General features: G+C 71.6%; 18 protein-coding genes. 7 read left to right on the top strand and 11 right to left on the bottom strand.

Going from position 1 to position 18,655, the window contains the following annotated elements; genetic code table 11:
• Positions 1-92: 92 nt before the first annotated feature.
• The gene (locus Hrr1229_RS12525; RefSeq protein ID WP_255212500.1) at positions 93-533 is read right to left on the bottom strand and encodes a hypothetical protein; all 441 of its coding nucleotides are present in this window, start codon (positions 531-533) and stop codon (positions 93-95) included.
• Between the two features lie 124 nt (positions 534-657).
• Between Hrr1229_RS12525 and Hrr1229_RS12530 the strand changes: the two genes are divergently transcribed.
• The gene (locus tag Hrr1229_RS12530; RefSeq protein WP_123112583.1) at positions 658-942 is read left to right on the top strand and encodes a hypothetical protein; all 285 of its coding nucleotides are present in this window, start codon (positions 658-660) and stop codon (positions 940-942) included.
• 42 nt (positions 943-984) lie between these two features.
• On the opposite strand, the gene Hrr1229_RS12535 is transcribed toward Hrr1229_RS12530, so the two are convergent.
• From Hrr1229_RS12535 to Hrr1229_RS12555, 5 genes are all read right to left on the bottom strand, one after another.
• Complete coding sequence (locus Hrr1229_RS12535; protein ID WP_123112582.1) at positions 985-1,341, bottom strand: DsrE family protein; 357 nt, start codon at positions 1,339-1,341, stop codon at positions 985-987.
• 118 nt (positions 1,342-1,459) lie between these two features.
• Positions 1,460-2,032 carry a twin-arginine translocation signal domain-containing protein gene (locus Hrr1229_RS12540; RefSeq protein ID WP_123112581.1) on the bottom strand — a complete coding sequence of 191 codons (573 nt, stop codon included), beginning with the start codon at positions 2,030-2,032 and terminating at the stop codon, positions 1,460-1,462.
• A 43-nt stretch (positions 2,033-2,075) separates the two neighbouring features.
• Positions 2,076-3,788, bottom strand: coding sequence for a hypothetical protein (locus Hrr1229_RS12545; RefSeq protein WP_123112580.1), 1,713 nt, complete (start codon positions 3,786-3,788; stop codon positions 2,076-2,078).
• Positions 3,789-3,934: 146 nt separating this feature from the next.
• Positions 3,935-5,422, bottom strand: coding sequence for a dihydrolipoyl dehydrogenase (locus Hrr1229_RS12550; RefSeq protein WP_303622115.1), 1,488 nt, complete (start codon positions 5,420-5,422; stop codon positions 3,935-3,937).
• Positions 5,423-5,519: 97 nt separating this feature from the next.
• Entirely contained in the window at positions 5,520-6,035 is a 516-nt protein-coding gene (locus tag Hrr1229_RS12555; protein WP_123112578.1) for a redoxin domain-containing protein, read from the bottom strand.
• 151 nt (positions 6,036-6,186) lie between these two features.
• Between Hrr1229_RS12555 and Hrr1229_RS12560 the strand changes: the two genes are divergently transcribed.
• From Hrr1229_RS12560 to Hrr1229_RS12570, 3 genes are all read left to right on the top strand, one after another.
• Positions 6,187-6,972, top strand: coding sequence for a TSUP family transporter (locus Hrr1229_RS12560; RefSeq protein ID WP_123112577.1), 786 nt, complete (start codon positions 6,187-6,189; stop codon positions 6,970-6,972).
• A 150-nt stretch (positions 6,973-7,122) separates the two neighbouring features.
• Positions 7,123-8,106: a S49 family peptidase gene (locus Hrr1229_RS12565; protein ID WP_123112576.1), complete on the top strand. Its 984-nt coding sequence runs from the start codon at positions 7,123-7,125 to the stop codon at positions 8,104-8,106.
• Positions 8,103-9,170 carry a DUF4350 domain-containing protein gene (locus Hrr1229_RS12570; RefSeq protein ID WP_123112575.1) on the top strand — a complete coding sequence of 356 codons (1,068 nt, stop codon included), beginning with the start codon at positions 8,103-8,105 and terminating at the stop codon, positions 9,168-9,170. Before Hrr1229_RS12565 ends, Hrr1229_RS12570 begins: the two co-directional genes overlap by 4 nt.
• A gap of 57 nt (positions 9,171-9,227) precedes the next feature.
• On the opposite strand, the gene Hrr1229_RS12575 is transcribed toward Hrr1229_RS12570, so the two are convergent.
• Positions 9,228-9,971 carry a competence/damage-inducible protein A gene (locus Hrr1229_RS12575; protein ID WP_123112574.1) on the bottom strand — a complete coding sequence of 248 codons (744 nt, stop codon included), beginning with the start codon at positions 9,969-9,971 and terminating at the stop codon, positions 9,228-9,230.
• A gap of 111 nt (positions 9,972-10,082) precedes the next feature.
• Here Hrr1229_RS12575 and Hrr1229_RS12580 point away from each other — a divergent pair, with 111 nt between their 5' ends.
• The 3 genes from Hrr1229_RS12580 (at position 10,083) to Hrr1229_RS12590 (ending at position 13,923) form a co-directional block, all read left to right on the top strand.
• Positions 10,083-12,542 (top strand): penicillin acylase family protein, encoded by a 2,460-nt coding sequence (locus tag Hrr1229_RS12580; RefSeq protein WP_123112573.1) that lies wholly within the window; start codon positions 10,083-10,085, stop codon positions 12,540-12,542.
• 56 nt (positions 12,543-12,598) lie between these two features.
• Positions 12,599-12,970: a hypothetical protein gene (locus tag Hrr1229_RS12585; RefSeq protein WP_123112572.1), complete on the top strand. Its 372-nt coding sequence runs from the start codon at positions 12,599-12,601 to the stop codon at positions 12,968-12,970.
• 107 nt (positions 12,971-13,077) lie between these two features.
• Positions 13,078-13,923: a hypothetical protein gene (locus Hrr1229_RS12590; protein WP_123112571.1), complete on the top strand. Its 846-nt coding sequence runs from the start codon at positions 13,078-13,080 to the stop codon at positions 13,921-13,923.
• 84 nt (positions 13,924-14,007) lie between these two features.
• Here Hrr1229_RS12590 and Hrr1229_RS12595 read toward each other — a convergent pair whose 3' ends face one another.
• The 4 genes from Hrr1229_RS12595 to Hrr1229_RS12610 all read right to left on the bottom strand — a co-directional run bounded on the left by Hrr1229_RS12595 (position 14,008) and on the right by Hrr1229_RS12610 (position 18,353).
• The gene (locus Hrr1229_RS12595; RefSeq protein ID WP_123112570.1) at positions 14,008-14,787 is read right to left on the bottom strand and encodes a pirin family protein; all 780 of its coding nucleotides are present in this window, start codon (positions 14,785-14,787) and stop codon (positions 14,008-14,010) included.
• Positions 14,788-14,839: 52 nt separating this feature from the next.
• Entirely contained in the window at positions 14,840-16,252 is a 1,413-nt protein-coding gene (locus Hrr1229_RS12600) for an OFA family MFS transporter (RefSeq protein ID WP_123112569.1), read from the bottom strand.
• Positions 16,253-16,432: 180 nt separating this feature from the next.
• Positions 16,433-16,615: a hypothetical protein gene (locus Hrr1229_RS12605; protein WP_123112568.1), complete on the bottom strand. Its 183-nt coding sequence runs from the start codon at positions 16,613-16,615 to the stop codon at positions 16,433-16,435.
• Position 16,616: 1 nt separating this feature from the next.
• Complete coding sequence (locus tag Hrr1229_RS12610; RefSeq protein ID WP_255212501.1) at positions 16,617-18,353, bottom strand: L-lactate permease; 1,737 nt, start codon at positions 18,351-18,353, stop codon at positions 16,617-16,619.
• Positions 18,354-18,655: the final 302 nt, after the last annotated feature.

Here is an 18,655-nt window from a genome sequence, read left to right on the forward strand (position 1 = left end):
GGGCTCCCGACGGCGCCGTCACGGGCGGCTCCGAACCGTGCCGTCACGGGCGGCTCCGAACCGCGCCACGCCCGGGACCGGGTCGTCGACGATCAGTCGATCCGAACGAGGACCCAGCCGAAAAGCAGCGGGGAGACGAGCAGCGCGATCGGGACCGCGATCCAGACCTGTCCCGCGAACACGTTGTACTGACCGACCGTGACCGACACCGGCGTCCCTTCGACGTACCCGACGACGAACTCGAACCCGACGGTGAGCACCGTCCAGAGCACTCCGATACCGACGAGCTCGGCCGGTCCGTACTCGATCGGCGTCCGCGAGAAGTAGGCCAGCGAGACGAGGAGTATCGCGGCCACTAGGAGCGCCGTACTCACCACGTGTCCGGGGTAGTCGCCGAGGCGGGGAATGAGAACGACCTCTCGGAACCCGCCGTTGAGGACGGCGACGACCGCCATCACCGCCCAGACGCCCAGCGGGTACAGAAACGCCCGCGGTCGGATCGGTCCCGCTTCCGACGTGAGCATGAGTCCCATCCGCGTATCTCCGCCGTGAGACAGCAAAGCTGTGCGAGGAGATTCTCCGAAGATGAGAGCGACTCCGATCGTCGGCGAGCGCGTCCTGCATCAGCCTTTTCAGTATCCTTCACAAAAATTAAATATGGATATCGAGACGGCCTTGACCGATGTCTGTGACCACCAGTACCCCGTCGCGTTCGACACCGTCGTCGAAGAGTGCGACGAGGGCGTCGTCGAGTTCGCGAACGGGGAGTCGATGCCGCTGGAGGACATCCTCGACGTCGTCGACGACGACCCCGACGCCTTCCGGTCGGAAGCGGAACTGGAGAAGTTCGTCACCTCGCTGCTCCCCGAGGACGCGGTCGGACGGAAGGGATACGACGACCGCGGGAGCGCCGCCACCGAGTCTGACGCGACCTCGTTCTGACCGCTCCGAGACGCCGACGCGGCCGTCGACGCCTCCGGCCGTTCAGAACGTGATGATCTCGTAGTCGTCGTCGACGAGCGAGCGGATGCTCGGGTGCCCGTCGTACTCGTCGAGCGTGACGAGCCCGGAGTCGGCCACGGTGTCCTCGACGCCGAACGCGCCGGAACAGAAGTCACAGACCGCGGCGTCGTCGCGGACCGCCTGGTAGAGCTCGTGGTAATCGCTCTCCTCGTCCTCCAGTTCCGGGATCCACTGGGTCCCGGCGCCGTCGAAGATCAGTTCCAACTCGTCGTCGTCGTTCTCGGCGAACTCCTTGGCCGCTTCGAGCGCGTTCGCGAGGCGGCCGTAGTCGGCGTGCGATTCGTTGCCGGCGAGAATCACGACTGCTGCGTTTGCCATCGTGCTCAGTTATAAATGAGGTTCATACAAAACCCATCCGCGGATGTGTGTCCGTGATACCGACTCGGTATGAGATGACGTATCACCGGCGGCCGGGCGCCGCCAGCAGCCGGGCGCCTCACGGGCAGTCCGTCGCGTCGAACGAGCGCGGGTCTGACCCCTGATCGACCCCGCGTACCGCCTCCGCGTCGAGATCGACCAGGGCGGCGACCCCGCCGTACCCGTGCGTCTGATCGTGTCCGCGGACGACGACGCAGGTCGCGTCGTCGGGGACGGCGACCGTCTCGAGCCGCGTGAACGGCTGCTCCGAGTGCGCGTGGAGCAGGTCGCGCCGGCCGAGCCGCGTGCCGTCGAGCCGCTCGACCTGCCACCAGTCCGCGTACCCGTCCTCGCCGTCGTCGTCGTGGTGGAGCGTCACGTCGAACGCGTACCCGGCGTCGGCCGGCTCGAACGCCACGTCGACGACGTTCGCCTCTCGGAGGTCGAGCTCGGCGTCGATGGCTCCCGATCCGGCGTCCGCGTCGCTTTTGTCCGCCTCGTCCGCGTCGCCTTCGTCCGTCCCGTCGGAAGCACCGCCGTCTGCGGGGTCCGGTCCCGCGTCGTCCGCGCAGCCCGCGAGCGCGGCCAGCGCGCCGCCGGCGGCGGACGCGGTCAGAACTCGACGGCGGGAGACGCTCGGGAGGTCGGCCATGCGTCTCGGTTCGACGGCGAGCCGCAATACGTCTTCGCCCGCGTCACGACTGTCCGATCGCGTTCCGGAGGGCGCGCTGGGCCCGGTAGAGCGTGTACGCGACCGAGAGGCCGACGAGGACGACGGCCGCCCCGGCGGCGGCGAGCACCGGCCCGGACGCCGGGGGCTTCAGGTCGTCGCCGCTCCCGCAGTTCCCGCAGCCGTCCTCGCCGCAGTTCCCGCAGCCGGGGAGGTCCGCGTCGGCGTCGTCGCCGGCCGCGTCCCGCTCTTCCGTAGCCGTCGAGCCGGCGGCCTCCGGCGCGTCGAGGCCCTCCGGGCTCGAGTGCTCGGCCGGATCGCCGACGGCGGACCCGGCGGCGTCCGCGGTCGCCGTCGGCGGCGTTCCGTCCGCGGCGCCCGAGGGGTCGGTCCGCCCGGTGGCAACGTCGATCGAGTCGCCCGCTCCCTCCGCCGAATCACCGGGCTCGTCCACCGATCCGCCGGACTCGTCGAACAGGTGCGGCGCGTGCGAGCGGAGCGCCTCCAGCCCCGCCTCGATCTCCTCGCGGTCCTCGTGGCCGACCGCGAACTCGGCGAGGTCCTCGACCATGGCCCGCGCGCGATCCGGGCGATCCGTCTCCACGTAGCTCCGGGCGGCGTCGAACATCGCCCGGCCGAGCCAGTGTTCGAACACAGGGTTGTCGTACCCCCGTTCGAGCGCCTCGAGGCGTTCGAGCTTCGCCTCGCCCGCCTCCACGTCGCCGTCGAAGAAGGACGCCCGCGCGGAGAAGAACGTCGCCACCGCCGCCCACGTCGCGCTCGACGGGGTCGAGAGCCGCTCGTGGCGGTCGACGGTCTCGCCGGCCCAGTGTTCGACTCGGGCGACGTCCGCCGCCTCGAAGCCGGCGCGCGCGGCGTTCGCCGTCGCGACCGGGAGCCAACGGACGATCGACTCCTCCTGTGCCGGGTATCGGTCCGCGAGCGCCTCGATCCGGCCGATCCGCTCCTCGATCGCCTCCACGTCCGTCCGCTCGGCGTCGGCGTTCGTGCGCCCGGCGAGGACCCCGGCCAGCCCCGCGGCGACCTCCCCGTCGGGGTGGGCCCGGAACAGCTCCTCGGCGCGGGCGACGCGGTCGCCTCGGGCGTCGCGCTCGGCCGGGACGGTTTCGGGGTCCGACTCGTCGCTTCCGAGGGTCACGTCGGCGGCGTCGCCGCCTTCGAGGTCCGCGTCGAGGTACAGCTCCGCGTGGGCGTAGGCCCGCAGCAGCGAGGCGGCGACGTCCGGCTCGGAGTGGGCGTCGTACACCGCTTCGAGCCGGTCCAGGAGCGGTCCGATCCGGTCGCGGCGACCGGCCTTCCCGTTCGCGTGGATCGTCTCGGCCGTCGCCCGGGCCAGCGGCGCCGCGATCGCCGGCTCCGGGCGGCGACCGTACAGCTCCTCGATCCGCTCCCGGTACTCCTCGATCCGGTCGGGGTCGATCGCGGTCTCGTAGACGTCGTCGCGGTCCCGCACGCTCGTCGCGTTCGCGAGGGCGTTCGCGAGGTGGACGTCGACGTCGCCGCCGTCGTCCCCGGCGCGGCGCAGCCGGTCCAGCCGCGCGATCATCTCGGCCTCGGCGTCGAACTCACCGCGGTCGCCGTACGCGTCGGCGAGCGCGACGAGCGCGTCGGTCAGGCGTGCGCGGTCGTCCGCCTCCATCTCGCCCGGCGCCGCCGCGTCGAACGCCTCGACGCGCCGTTCGAGCTCGCCGACCGAGCGCGTGTCGCTGGATACCATGTGTGTTGGTTCGAGGTTGGGACGGACCGACGTAAACGCTCGCCTTCGGGGCGCTCTCGCGGCGACCCGAGGGAGCGTTCGGCGACGCCGGTCGGGCGTGGTGCCCGAGCGGGAGCGTGGCGACGCCCGCCGGGCGCGGCGACCGCTCAGTGTCCGTGCCCGTGGTCGTGTCCGCCGCCGCGCGAGAACTGCCCCGAGAAGGCCCGGTCGACGACCTCGGAGAGCGCGGGGTGGATGTGGACCGCGTCGCGGATGTCCGCCACCGTCTCCGACCCCGCCGTCATCGCGACGACGACCTCCTCGATCAGGTTCGACGCCTCCGGGCCGACGATGTGACAGCCGAGGATCTCGCCGTCGAGGTCGATGAGGACCTTCACGAAGCCGTCGGCGTGCATCGCGCTCCCGCGGGCCGTCTCGTCGTACGCGTATGTGTTGGTGGCGTACTCGACATTAGCCTCGCGGAGGTCCTGCTCGCGCGCCCCGACGCCCGCGACCTCGGGCGACGCGAAGACGGCGAACGGCATCGCCGAGTAGTCGACGGGTTCCGGCTCGTCACCCAGCAGGTTCCGGACCACGGCCTTCGCCTCGTGGTTCGCGCTGTGTTTGAGCAGGTACTCGCCGACCGCGTCGCCGAGCGCCCACACCCCTTCGGCGTCCGTCCGGAGGTACTCGTCGGTCTCGACGAACCCCCGCTCGTCGGTCTCCACGCCGGTCGCGTCGAGGTCGAGCATGTCTGTGTTCGGGCGGCGCCCCGCGGCGACGAGCAGTTCGTCGCCCGAGACGGTCACGGACTCCGCCTCGTCGGGCGCGCCGACCATCTCCCCGCTCGCGCGGACCGAGTCGGCCTCGGGGTACGGGCGGGCCTCGACGGTCACCTCGCCGTCGGCCGCGTCGGCGGCGACAGCCTCGTAACCCGTGTACACGTCGAACCGGTCGGCGTAGCGGTCGGTGAACGCCTCGCCGACCTCCGCGTCCGCCTCCGGGAGGAGGTGCTCGCGGCGGCCGACGATCGTCACGTCGCTGCCGAACGTCCCGAAGAAGTGGCCGAGCTCGGCCGCGATGTACCCGCCGCCGACGATCACGAGGCGGTCCGGCGGCGACTCCAGGCGTAGCGCCTCCGTGCTCGTGAGGTAGTCGACGTCCTCGATCCCGTCGATCGGGGGGATCGAGGGACGGCTGCCGGTGGCGACGAGCACCGTGTCGGCGCGGAGCGTCGCGCCCGCGTCGTCGCCGTCGAAGATCTCCACCGTCCGGTCGTCGACGAACCGCCCGGTCCCCGAGAACAGGTCGTGGGCGTCCGAGGAGGTGAGGCCCCGCCGGATCGACTCGGAGCTCCCGGCGACGTCCTCGTTCACTTTCTGGACGATCTCCGCGAAGTCGACGTCGCGCACCTCGGTGTCGATCTCGAACCCGCCGGCGCCCTCGATCGTCTCCATCACATCGGCGTGGTACAGCAGCTGCTTCGAGGGGATGCAGCCGCGGTTGAGACAGGTCCCGCCGAGCCGCCCCTCCTCGACGACCGCCACCGAGTTACCGCGGCCGGCCATCGCGTTCGCCACGTCCAACCCCGACCCGGATCCGATCACGAGGAAGTCGAACTCCTGCATGGGTCGGCCGACGAGGGCCACGGTCATCAAGGCCCGTCCGCCGTGGCGCGAGCCGCACACGATCGCGGCAGCGAACCGAGACGGGTTATCGGCCGGTAACGGCCGGCGGGGGACCGTTCGGGGTTTATAAATACGATTTCCCGTCCGGGAGTTCGCACTCGTCGCCGTGACACTGCGCGGCGTGCTCGACGGCCTCGAGGTCGGGTTCGTCGGCGGTCTCCTCGCTCCGCCAGGCGTACTGCACCGTTCGGTCGGGGTCGACCACGAAGACCGCCGACCGCGCGACGCCGCGGTGGTCGTCCAGCTCGTCGGCGCGCACGCCGTACGCCTCGGCGACGCGCCCGTCGCTGTCGGAGAGCAGCGGGAAGTCGATCCGGTGTTTCTCCGCGAACGCGCGGTGGCTGTAGACGCCGTCCGTCGAGATCCCGAGGACGACGGTGTCCTCCAGCAGCGACAGCGCCTCGCTGTCCCGCAGCGTGCACATCTGCGAGGTACACACCGGGTGGAAGTCGAACGGGTAGAACACCACCACGACCGCCCACCCGTTGTCTGCGTACTCCGTCAGTCCGTGCGCGTCTATCCGCCCGCCCCCCGCGCCGGGGAGCTCGAACGTCGGCGCCTGTTGCCCGGGTTGAAGCATATTTAAATAGCGGTGGCGGAGCGGGATGAGTCTCGGCCGCTCGTGCGAGATAGACACACACATCCGAAAGCGCTTCTGCTGGGACCGGCGAGCGTGCCCTCGCGCCGCACACCCAACAGTCATTTATCAACGCTCGCCGCCTCCCGGCCGTATGACCCTCGCGCTCTCGGCCGAACTGGCGGCGACGATCGTCCTCGTCGTCGCGGTCGCGGGCGCCGTCAACGGGGTGGCGGGGTTCGGCTTCGCCGTCGTCGGAACGATGGTGCTCGCGTCGACGCTCGACCCCGCGACCGCCGTCGCGTTCATGATCCTCCCGATGTTCGCCGTGAACGTCGCGCTCGTCGGCGACCTCACCCGCGAGGAGCTCCGCACGTGCGGGAGCCGGTTCGCGCCGCTGCTCGTCGCCGCGCTCGTCGGCACGATCGCGGGGATGGCCCTGCTCGACCGGCTCCCCGAGGGGCCGCTGCGCGTCCTGCTCGGGCTCGTCTCGCTCGGCTTCGCGGCGACCGCCCAGCGCGCCCTCCCGCTGCCGACGCCGTCGATCGGGACCGACCGCGACCTGGCCGGGAGGCCGCTCGTCATGGCCGCCGTCGGCGCCGTCTCCGGCGTCCTCTTCGGCGCGACCAACGTCGGCGTCCAGCTCGTCGCGTTCGTCCGGAGCTTCGACCTCTCGCACGGGGTGTTCGTGGGCGTCGTGGCGCTGGTGTTCGTCGGCATCAACGGCCTGCGCGTCGGCGCCGCCGGCGCGCTCGGCCTCTATCCCGACGCGGGGTTCGCCCTCGCGTCTGCGGCGGCCGCGGTCCCCGCGGTTGCCGGGGTCGAGGTCGGGAAGCGGCTCCGCGGTCGCGTGAGCGAACGGCTGCGTCGAGGCGTCGTCCTCGGCCTGCTGACGGTCATCGGCGTCCGACTGGTGCTCGGCGGCGCGGGCGCCCTCTGAGGCGGGTGGCGACCCAACATCGCTACGCCTTCGCGTGGCAGGATGATCACGGCCCCGACTCGTTTAAGTAAGGGTTGCCGCCTTGTGCCGGTTTCGCAGCGTTCGTTTCCGTAATTTTTATCAATTGATTGCCGCTGGATCCACCCGGTCATGTCAACCAAACAGCCCTCCACGGCCCTCACGTCGCGGCAGCAGCTCGCCGTCGTCGTGGTGGCCGCGGCGGTGGTCGGCGCCGTGCTCGCGCCCAGCGTGTACGCGGCGACCAACGACCCGGACGATACCGTCGCCGTCGTCGAGATCGAAGGTCCCGTCACTTCGGCCCTCGCGGACGACGTCGAGAGCGAACTCGCGGACATCCGCGCCAACGACTCCGTCGGCGCGGTCGTTCTCAAGCTGGACACCCCGGGCGGCGCGCCAGTCGCCTCCGAGCGGATGTACAAGGCGGTCCAGCGGACGAGCGAACAGATGACCGTGATCGCCAGCGTGCAGTCGATGAGCGCCTCCGGCGGCTACTACGCCATGGCGCCCGCGGACGAGATCTACGTGCTCCCGACCTCGACGGTCGGCAGCATCGGCCTGAACGCGCCCGCGCCGCGGAACACCGCCCCGGTGCAGGGTCCCAGCGGCCCGGACAAGGCCGGCGGCAACGAGATCCAGGCGTGGGCCGAACAGCAGACCCTCGCGGACACCTTCGTCGACGCGATGATGGCGGAGCGCGGCGACGAGTTCCAGATGCCGCGCGAGGAGGTCGCGCAGGCCGACGTGTACCTCGGCACCGAGGCGGTGCAGAACGGCTACGCCGACGAGATCGGCTCGCTCAACGAGGCGATCCACGCCGCCGCGACCGCGGAGAACCTCGGCGAGTACGAGGTCGACACCCGGGAGACCGGGCCGGACACCCGCTTCCCGTTCCTGCTCCGCACCGATACGCAGGTCGTCGCCGTCTACGCGAACGACCCCGGTTACGGAGAGGTGAAGCCGATGGGGCTCACCTACGTCCACCTGGAAGCCGTCCCGCACGTCGATACGGTCGAGCGCTTCTCCGAGAGCGACCTCGACCGCGGCGGGGCGGCGGCCGGCACGGGTGCGACTGGCAACGAGACGGCGCGGCTCATCGGGGGTGTCGGCGCGTGAGCGACCTCCGGACGCTGGCTGCCGCCTTCGTCGTAACGCTGGCGACGATCACCGGCGGCGCGGCGCTCACGGGCTTCGTGACCGCCGACGGCGCCGCCCCCGCGCCCGAGATCCAGAACGAGCACTACGTCGACGGCGACGCGGTCGCGAACGACACGCCGGGCCGGATGGACGTCGAGATGGAGTCCGCGGCGCGGTCCCAGACGGTGCTCGTCGACCCCGGCGTCGAACCGACCGGCGCCGTTCCGGTGAGCCCGCTCGCCCTGCTCGGCTTCGGCGGCCCGGAGGTCGCCGACCGCGACGTCCGGCCGCTGGCGAACGCCCTCATCGAGAACGGCCACGACGTCGGCGTCTACGTGCCGGACCCGGAGCGGCAGCGCCGGGCGGTGCCTCCCGGCGCCGAGCCAGGGCCGACCCAACTCGGCGAGCGGCTCGCCGAGGCGGACGCGTTCGTGACGTTCCGGACCGACTACGACGAGGCCGAGCTCGACGAGATCGAGTCGTTCGTCGAGTCGGGCGGCCACGTGGTCGTGGCGACTGAGCCCGACGCGGCGTTCGATCAGCCCGGGGCGGTCGGGCTCGACGCGACGCTCGACGTCACCACGGAGCCCGGCTACGTGTACAACATGGAGGAGAACGACCTGAACTACCAGCGCGTCTACGCGGAGCCGACCGAGGAATCCGACGCCGCGCTGACCGAGGGCGTCGACCGCGCTGTCCTGCCGTCGGCGACGCCGGTCGGGACGACGATCGCCGGCAGCGACGTGCTCCGTCCCGTCGAAGGGAGCGAGCTGTCGACGACCCGCGCGTCGACCGAGGCGCCGCTGCTCGTTCGGACCGACGGCGTGGTGATGGTGGGCGACAGCGACTTCCTCTCGCCCGAGAACGCCGCGCGCGCCGACAACGACGCGCTGATCGGGAACCTCGCCGACTTCCTCGTGACGAACGACCGGACGCCGCCGGGACCGGAAGGCCAGCGGTCGCCGACCGGCCCGACTGGACCCACCGAGCCCGGACAGCCCTCCGAGCCGCGACAGCCCTCGGAGAACGAGACGGCCGGCTGAGCCGCGTCGCCCTCGCCGGCGACGTCGCTCGGTCTCGTCGCCCCGCGTCGCTTTTTATCAGTCCCAGTTGCGTCGCACCGGCGTCTGGCTCGCGTTCACGTTCGCCAGCAGCCACGCCGCGGCGTCATCGAGCGCGCCGTCGTCGGTCGCGGTCACCTTCAGTCGGTTGTGGTCGGCCTCGCGGTCGGGGTAACAGCCGACGACGACGTCGAACCGCTCCATCGCCTCCTCGAGGGCGGGGACGATGTTCGACTCGGGCTCCACCGTGTAGAGGAACCGCGAGCGCCGGTCGCCGGCGAACTCGTCGGCGATAGTCGCGAAGGTCGCCTTCAGCTCGTCCGGGATGCCGGGCAGCACGTAGACGTCCTCGATCTCGCAGCCGGGGGCGAGCCCAGCCTCGGTCATGAGCGGACGGCTCCCCTCGGGGATCGCCGCCTCCGCCTCCACGTCGATGTCGAACTCGCGGTCGGGGACGCGCTCGCGGATCGCGGCCAGCCGGCGCTCGACCGACTCGCGCGTGAGGTCGGTGACGGCCATCTCGCGGTCGAACGCGTCCGCGACCGCCTCCATCGTCACGTCGTCCGGGGTGCTGCCGATCCCCCCGGTGACGATCACGGCGTCGAAGGTCTCCGCGTACTCGCGCACGTGATCGGCGATCGCCGTCCGGTCGTCGGGCACCGAGAGGATCCGCGGCACGGCGACGCCGCGGTCGCTCAGCTCGTCGGCGAGCCAGTTGGCGTTCGTGTTCACCGTGTCGCCCGAGAGCAGTTCGTCGCCGACCGTGACCAGCGCGACTTCCATCGGACGCCCTTTAGACCGGCCGACGGATGTACGTTTCCCGCCGCGGACCTGACCCGAGCGACGCCGTGATCGACCCGAAAAATCATAGGGGACCCGCGGCTCTGTCACAAGGTGACGAACGACACCACGCGCCGGGCCGTCCTCGCCGCGGCGCTCGCGGCCGGCACCGCCGGGCTGGCGCGCTCCGAGGCCGCCGCCCTCCTCGACTCGTTCGCACCGCTCTCCGGCGACGCGTGGGGCGCCGCGGACCGGTCGCCCCCGGAGACCGTCGAGAGTCCCCACGGCGACGCGACCGTCCGGATCGACGGCCACGGGGTCCCCCACGTCGAGGCCGACGACGAGGCCGCGGCGTACTTCGCGGTCGGCTACCTGCAGGCGTTCCACCGCCTGTTCCCGATGGACCTCCAGCGGCGGGTCATGCGCGGGCGGCTCTCAGAGGTCGTCGGCGAGGCGACCGTCGAGAGCGACGAGTTCAACGTCGCGATGGGCTTTTCCGCGGCCGCCGAGGCGACGTGGGAGCTCGTGAGCGAGACGGAGACCGGCCCCCTCGTCGAGGCGTACGCGGAGGGCGTCAACGCCGCGATGGAGGCCGAGACGCTGCCGATCGAGTTCGAGCTGCTCGGCTACGAGCCGGCGCCGTGGACCCCCGTCGACACGCTGCTGATGGAGAAACAGATCTCGTGGACGCTCACGGGGAGCTTCGCCGGGCTCCGTCGGGCGCTGGTCGCGGACCGGCTCGGCATGGACCGCGCCGCGGAGCTGTTCCCCCGGCGGCTGGACCACGACGCGCCGATCCTCGACGGCGACGAGGAGCGGCTCGGCGGCGACGAGAAACGGCTCGGTGCGGGGAGCCGGCGGGCGCGTCGGGGAGAGCCCGACGCCTCGATAAGCGATTCGGACCCGATCGCCCCCGAACTGACCGGCTGGCTCTCCGGGTTCGAGTCGCCGACGGGCGTCGGCTCCAACAGCTGGGTCGTCGCCGGCGAGCACACGGCGAGCGGGACGCCGACGGTGGCGTACGACCCGCACCTCTCGCTGATGGCGCCGCCGCTGTGGTACGAGCAGCGCGTCGAGACGCCCGAGCGCTCCGTCCGGGGCGCGACGTTCCCCGGCGTCCCCTTCGTCATCGCCGGCGCGAGCGACCGCGCGACCTGGTCGTTCACCAACGTCGGCGCCGACGTGCTCGACTGCTACCGCTACGAGGTCGACGAGTCGGGCGAGCGCTACCGCTACGAGGGGGAGTGGCGCGACTTCGAGACCGAGACGCGGGAGATCCCCGTCGCCGACGGCGAGGACCGGACGCTGGAGACCAAGCGCACGGTCCACGGCCCGTTCATCGAGCGCGAGGGACGCCACGTCGGCGTCGCGTGGACCGGCCACACCGCGACGCGCACGACGCTCGCCATCGACGAGTTGGGCCGCGCCGACGGGTTCGAGGACGCGCTGGCGGCGACCCGGAAGTTCGACCTGCCGACGCAGAACCTCGTGTACGCCGACGCCGACGGCCGCACGATGTACTACGCGACGGGACAGCTCCCGATCCGGCGGATCGAGGGCGAGGCGGTCGCGGGCGACCGGGTGTTCGACGGCTCCGCCGGCGAGGGGGAGTGGGAGGGGTTCGAGCCGTTCGGCCGGTCCTCGTGGGCGGGATTCGTCCCCTTCGAGGAGAAGCCGCACGCGATCGACCCCGACGTGCTCTCGACGGCCAACCAGCGCGTGACCGACGACCCGACCCACTACGTCGGCGTCGACTACGCGACCCCCTACCGCGGCGCGCGCATCGCCGAGCGCCTCGACGCCGCGGTGGCCGGCGACGAGCCGGTCGACCCCGATTTCCACCGCGAGCTCCAGCGCGACGTGCGCGACGGGCGGGCGGTCCAGCTCGTGCCGGACCTCGTGGCGGCGGTGGAAGATCGGACGGACGGCGACGCGCCGGAGACCGCCGAGCGCGTGCGGGACGCGGCCGCGGCGCTCGACGCGTGGGACCGCCGAATGGCCGCCGACTCCCGCGGCGCGCTGATCTTCGACCGGTGGGTCGACCGCTTCCGGCGGCTGGTCTTCGCGCCTGCCTTCGAGGCGGTCGACCTCGGCGAGGCGTACTACCCGAACGACTGGGTGCTCGCGACGCTGCCGGCCGACGACCCCCTGTTCGCCGATCGCTCGCGGGCCGCGGCGATGGTCGCGGCGCTGGAGGGCGCCCTCGACGAGATCGACGAGTCGGGGTGGGAGACGTACGGCGACCGGAACTCGACGGCCGCGATCGCTCACCCGCTCGGCGGCGAGGCGCCCTTCCTGAACTACCCGGCGCTCCCCGCGGACGGCTCCCCGGCGACCGTGATGAACTTCCGGGTCGACGACGCGGTCGGGTCGAGCTGGCGGATGGTGGTCCGGCCCGGCGAGGACGCCACGGCGGTGATCCCCGGCGGCAACTCGGGCGACTACTTCTCCGAGCACTACGACGACCAGCTCCGCGACTGGCTGGCGAACGACCAGAAGCCGATGGCGCTCGACCCCGAGGTCGACGACGCCGCCGACGGCGAGACCGTCAGTTTCCGGGGTGAGTCGTCGTGAGCGACGACGGCGACGGGGAAGGTTCCGCGTCGTCCTCCGCATCCTCTCCGCCCGCCGTGTCCTCCTCGCCCGCCGCGTCCTCCCCGTCCTCTGCGCCCGCTCCGTCGACCGCGCTCACCCGGGTCCGGCGCGAACCCCGCCGCCGCCTCGTCGCTCTCGCGGTCGCCGTCGCGGTCGGGCTCGCGCTGGCGTCGGTCCACTGGCTCGGCCTCGTCGCGGCCGGCGCGGCGGCCTCGCTCGTCGCGCCGACCGCTCGCCGAGGCGTCGCGTACGCGCTCGGCGTCGGCGTTCTCGCGCTCGTCGCGTTCGCGGTCTCGCTCGGGCCGGCGGCCGGCGTCCTCCCCGGGATGCGGCCCGTGATCTACGTCGCGGTCGCCGCCGCGCTCGGCCTCCCCCTGCTCGGGTCGCTGGCGAGGTGGGTTATTTAAGACCCCGCTCGCCGTCTCGGGAGCGCTATTGAGGGCTCGGGACCGCTCTCGGGGGATTGGTACCACTCATATAAGCGTTTACGAGGGGCTCTCGACAGGGGTGAGACATGGCAACGACTACCGACGACCCGGACGACTCCCGTGCGGTCATCGACGACGCGCGGGAGGCGCTCCGGGTCGAGCGGCGCCGCACCGTCGACGGGCGCGAGGCGTTCCGGGCGTTCCGCGGCCGGCTCGACTCCGTCCCGACGGCGACGGTCTCGTCCGGCGGGTCGCCCGCGTCGGCGGGCTCGGCCGACTTCTCGAGTCCCGCGGGCGGTTCCGGCCCCGCAACCGACGCGGGAGTCCGTGGGCCCGCGGCGCCGCCGGGGTCGGGGCTCGCTGCCGTCAGGGACGCGTACGCCGAGACCGTGATGTCGGTGCCCCACTACGAGGCGGAGTACGACGACACCTACGAGCGCAGTCTCGCCGCGGAGTTCGGGCCCGAACTGGCGTACGCGCTCACGCGGACCGCGGGGTACCACGCCGGGTACGAGTCCGCCCTGTTCGACGCCGTCGACGCCGCGATCGAGGAGCGCGAGCGGCTTCTAAAGCGGATCCGAGTCGAGTCGGACTCGCTCGACCGCGCCGGCTCCCGTCTCGCGGCGGTCCGCCGCGAAATCGTGTCGCTCGACGCGGCGGTCCCGGAAGGGGGGTTCGGCGCGCTCGACGCGTGTCGGGCTCGCGCCGGCGTCCTCGTCGAGGACTGCGACCGGATCGCCGCGCGCCGACAGCGCGTGCTGGCGGAACACGAGCGCGAGCTCCGGCTCGACGACGACGCTCCCGACCTCCCGGCGTACCTCTATCAGGGGACCTCCGCGACGTACCCCGTCCTCGCGGCGGTCGGGTCGGTCGGGGACCGGCTCGACGACCTCAGGCGGCGGATCGAGCGCGCGATGGCGCGATCGGGATGAGGACGACTCTCGAACCCGACGAGCGGTCACCTCTCGCTAGATCGCGTCTCTTGGCCCGATCGCGTCTCCTGGCCCGATCGCTCGCTACCGCCCGATCGTGCCCTGTCGCGTGATCGGCGCCTCGGGATCGAGTCGGAAGGCGACGACGACCGCGTCCTCGGTCGCGGTCAGCGTCGGCGCCGGGCCGCCGGTCCAGAGCCCGCTCTCGGCGCGGTCGAACGTCTGCCCCGCGGCCTCGACCGCGCCCTCGAACACGTAGAAGTAGACGTCCCAGCCGTCGGTGTCGCCCGTCGACTCGCCGTCCCCCGGAAGCGGGACTCCCTCGCCCGCGTCGAGTCGGAGGTCGTAGCAGTGGACGGCGTTGCGGACGGTCAGCGGGTGGTCCGTCGCGGCCGGCGCGAACAGGTGCCGCCACTCGTTCGCGACCGGATCCGGCAGGGGCTCGTGTTGGATCCCCGGTTCGAGGTCGAGGTCGTGCGGCCGGACGAAGATCTGGAGCATCCGGAGCGGCGGGTCGTCGGCGAGCGTCTCCTCGGAGTGCCGGAACCCGCCGCCGGCGTTCATGACCATGAGGTGGTCGGCGTCGGTGACGAGCCGGTTGCCCTCGCCGTCGTCGTGGCGCATGACGCCCGCCGGCACCCACGAGACGATCGCCTCGTCGCGGTGCTGATGCATCGGGATCAGCGTCCCGGGGTCCATGAACGACTCGACGACGGTCGACAGCGGGCCGTACCCGTGGTCCTCGTGGTCCGGCCGGTTCCGGCCGGGGAAGTTGAAGTTCGTCCTGAACGCGCCCTGGTCCCGGGAGGCGGTCGTCACCGGGGCCTTGTGGAGGTCGGGCTCGGACTCGGTCGCGTGTTCCATTAGCCTCCGTACGGCGGGCTCGGACAAAAGGCGAGGGGTGTCGGCGGTCCGGTTAGTCTGCCGGCGCCGGCGTCTCGGTCTCCATCCCGGAGCCGCTCGGCGGGCGGAGGACGAGCGCCGCCAGCCCGGCGGCGATCGCGAGGCCGCCCCCGAGCGCGAACGTCGGGACCCAGCCGAACGACGCGACGAGGTATCCGGTGACCGTCCCCGCGAAGACGCCGCCGCCGACCTTCGCTGTGTAGAGGACGGCGTAGTTGCCGGAGGAGTTCTTGGCGCCGTAGTAGTCGGCGATCACCGACGGGAAGTAGACGAACAGCGGCGAGGAGAAGAACATCGCCGCCATCACCAGCCCCACGAAGGCGATCCCGGCCTCGGCGCGCCCGGCGGCGATCAGCGCGAGCCGGAACACCCCGGCGAGCACGAACGAGGCCGCCATCACCTTCTTCCGGTCGAAGCGGTCCGATGCCTCCCCGAGGATCATCCGCGAGACGCCGGCGGCGACGGGCAGCAGGGTCGCCGCCGCGGTCGCGACGACCGCCGCCAATCCGAACTGCTCGGCGAACCGCACGACGTTGGCGATGACGATCAGGTCGGCGCCGGCCATCGCGACGAACATCGCGTACAGCAGCCAGAACTGCCAGGTCGACAGCATCTCGCGGGTCGTGTACGCCCGCCCGCGGAGCGAGGCCGCGAGGCCGTCGTCGCTCCCGTTCCCGCCTCCCCGGTCGTCTCCGTCCTCCAACCCGAGCCAGTCCTCCGGGGGGTCCCGCAGGAGGAACGCGCCGACGAGCGTGACGACGAGGATGGCGAGGCCGACGTTCCGGAGCACGTCGCTGTACGCCGACACGGTCGCGTTCGCCCGCACGTACGGCACCACGAGGGCGCTCCCGCCCGCGAACGCCATCGTCCCGATGCCGGTCGTGAGCCCCGTCCGGTCGGGGAACCACTTGACCGCTGTGTTCACCGCGACCGTGTACACGATCCCCACGCCGATCGCGCCGAGCGAGTACAGCAGGTAGAGCTGCCAGACGGCCGTCGCGTACGCCAGCCCGATGTACCCGCCCCCGGCCAAAAGCGCCGCGACGAAGGTGAGCGCGCCCGGACCGCGGCTGTCGCGCCACTTGCCGGCGGGGAACTGCGAGAGCGACTGGAAGACGACGTAAAACGAGAACACCGCGCCGAGCGCCGGCAGCGCGATGTCGAGCCCCTGAGCGAGCGGCTGCTCGATAGACGACCAGACGTACTGGTAGGGGCTGACCGCGGCCATCATCCCCGCGGCGGCGACGATCTGCCACCACCGGGAGAACCCGAGGATCGACGACGCCCGACCGGCGTAATCGACGCCGCCGTCGGCCTCGTCGAGGTCGACGTCTCCGTCGCCGACGGGGTCCGACTCGGAGCCGTCGCCGGCGGCGCTCCTCCCGGTCTCGGCGTCGGTCCCGGAGCCCTCGTCGCCGTCACCCATCGTTGCCGTCCGTCGACTGCGTGGTGGTGTTCGGTGTCATGTCGTGTGTCTCCGGCCGCGCCGCGGGGGACGGAGCCGCCGCGGCGGTCGCGTCCGTACCGGTACTGTTCGGACTCGCCGATTAAAACGCGTCGTTGGGGTCGTTCTTGCCTCCTCGACCCCGACGGGAGGAGAGGGTAGCTACAGCGCGTCCGGGTCCGCCGCGGTGAACCGCACCGCCGGCGGGATCAGCCCCCCGGCGGCGAGCATCGCCAGGCCGACCGCCCAGAGCGCCGCGAGCCCGGCGGTCGCGCCGTAGCTGATCAGTGGAAGCGAGAGCGCCATCAGGACGAACGCCAGCGTGAATCGGTCGAGGACGCCCATCTCAGGCCACCCCCAGCAGCCCCGCGGCGTTCAGCAGGACGATGGCGAGCCCGACGAGCGCGGCGACGGCGGCGACCCACGGGATGGTGACCCGGAGCACGTCGCCCTCGCGGCCGACGATGCCGGCCGCGGTCGTCCCCAGGATGACGTTGCCCGGCGAGATCGCGTTCCCGATGGCGCCGCCGGCGCTCTGGCCGGCGAGGATCAGCGCCTCCGAGATCCCGCCGAGCTGGGCGGCCGTCTGCTGTTGGAGCCCGCCGAACAGGATGTTCGACGCCGTGTTGCTCGACGTCATGAACGCGCCGAGCGAGCCGATGAGCGGCGAGAGGAACCCGTAGGAGCTCGGCGTCGCGACGCTCGCGGTCCCCTCCGCGAGGACGAGCACCTGCCCGCTGTGGTCCATCAGCTTCGCCATGACGAGGAAGGAGATCACCGCGATCGACGCCGGGACCGCGGTCGCGAGGACCGCCCGCGTGAACGCCGAGCGGTCCCCGTCGGCCCGCGACGCGGCGATCTCGTAGTAGCCGCCGCGACGGTACGCGAGGAACGCGGCCAGCGCGCTGACGAGCAGGAACGTCCCCGGGTGCGACAGCGGCGCGAACGGCGAGTACGGCGCCGCCGCCTCGGTCACGACGCCGAGCCCGGTCGCGATCTCGGGGAAGCTCAGGCCGACTTTGAGGCTCCCGAGCGCGTTACCGAGCGGGGTCACGACCGCGGTGACGAACGCGATCGCGGCGAGCACGGCGAACGGTAACGCCGCGAGTTTGAGGCTCATCAGGTCGTCGTCGGGAGCGGCCGCGTCGGCGGGCGTCGCCACGCCGCCGTCGGCGACCGCCCCGGTCCCGTCGCCGTCGGCGCCCGCGGCGGGACTCAGGTCCTCGGTCATCACGAGCCGCTCCCCGATCGCGTCGGTCGCGGTCGCGTACCGGTCCCACATCGCGAGCGGCCCGAGCGCGAGCAGCCCCACCGTCGCCGCGAAGAAGTTCGCGAACTCCGGGGGGATGACCGTCACCGCGGCGAGCTGGCCGCCGCCGTGGATCAGCGAGACGATCAGGATCATGGGGGCGGCGTACCGCACCGCGTCCGTCCGCCCGTAGATCCAGGCGATCGAGAAGCCGGCGATCAGGTTCGGGATCCACAGCAGGACGGCGAGCGCGAGCGCCGTGACCGCGACGCTCTGCATCTCGGTGACCTGCACTAACGCGAGCCACGCCACCCCGAGCGTGCCGAAGGTGTTCGCCCACGCGTGGCCGATCAGCGGGATCGCGACCGAGTACACCGGCTTCACGCCGAGCGCGAGCAGCAGCGGCGCGACGACGACGATCGGCGTCCCGAACCCGGAGATCGACTGCATGAACGAGACGAACACCCAGCCGAACGCGAGCACTAAGAACAGCTCGTTGTCGGTGAACGACTTGATTCGGGTGCGCAGCGCCTCGAAGCCGTCCGCCCGCTCGATGACGTGGTAGAACACCAGCGCCGGGAGGATCACGTAGAGGACGAACACCGCGTCCCACACCCCTTTCGCGCTCGCCACCGAGAGCGCCTCGACCGGCATCCCGTACGCCGTCAGCGCGACCGCGGCCGCCGAGAACATCCCGACCGACGCCGCCTCGTGGGCGCGCCACCGCAACACCACGAGCGTGAACAGCAGCAACAGCAGCGGCAGCGCCGCCAGCCCCGCGTAGATCGGGTTAACTGGCAGCACGGCCTCCCCCCCGGAAAGCTCCCCCGTCACGCCGTTTCTCGGACGCCCGACTGCCGCGTTTAGTTTCATCCGTTGCCGTTCTCTCCGTACTCCCCCGCACTACGACGTGTTTCTCCATCATATATTGACGACACGATCGAATTCCGATAGAATAGTAAAAACATACTCATAATACACGTGTGTCGACATGAGACGAGTAATGAATGTGCAAGCACCTATTATACGTCCAGTTAAAATACAGATCGCGTAACAAACGAGAACTATTCTGAACTCAGTCCCGCGAGCACGGTTCCGATTCAGCGTGTCGATTTCGTGGCGGTCTGCGTGTCGCT

The sequence above is a fragment of the Halorubrum sp. CBA1229 genome (genome assembly GCF_003721435.2).
Lineage (GTDB): Archaea > Halobacteriota > Halobacteria > Halobacteriales > Haloferacaceae > Halorubrum.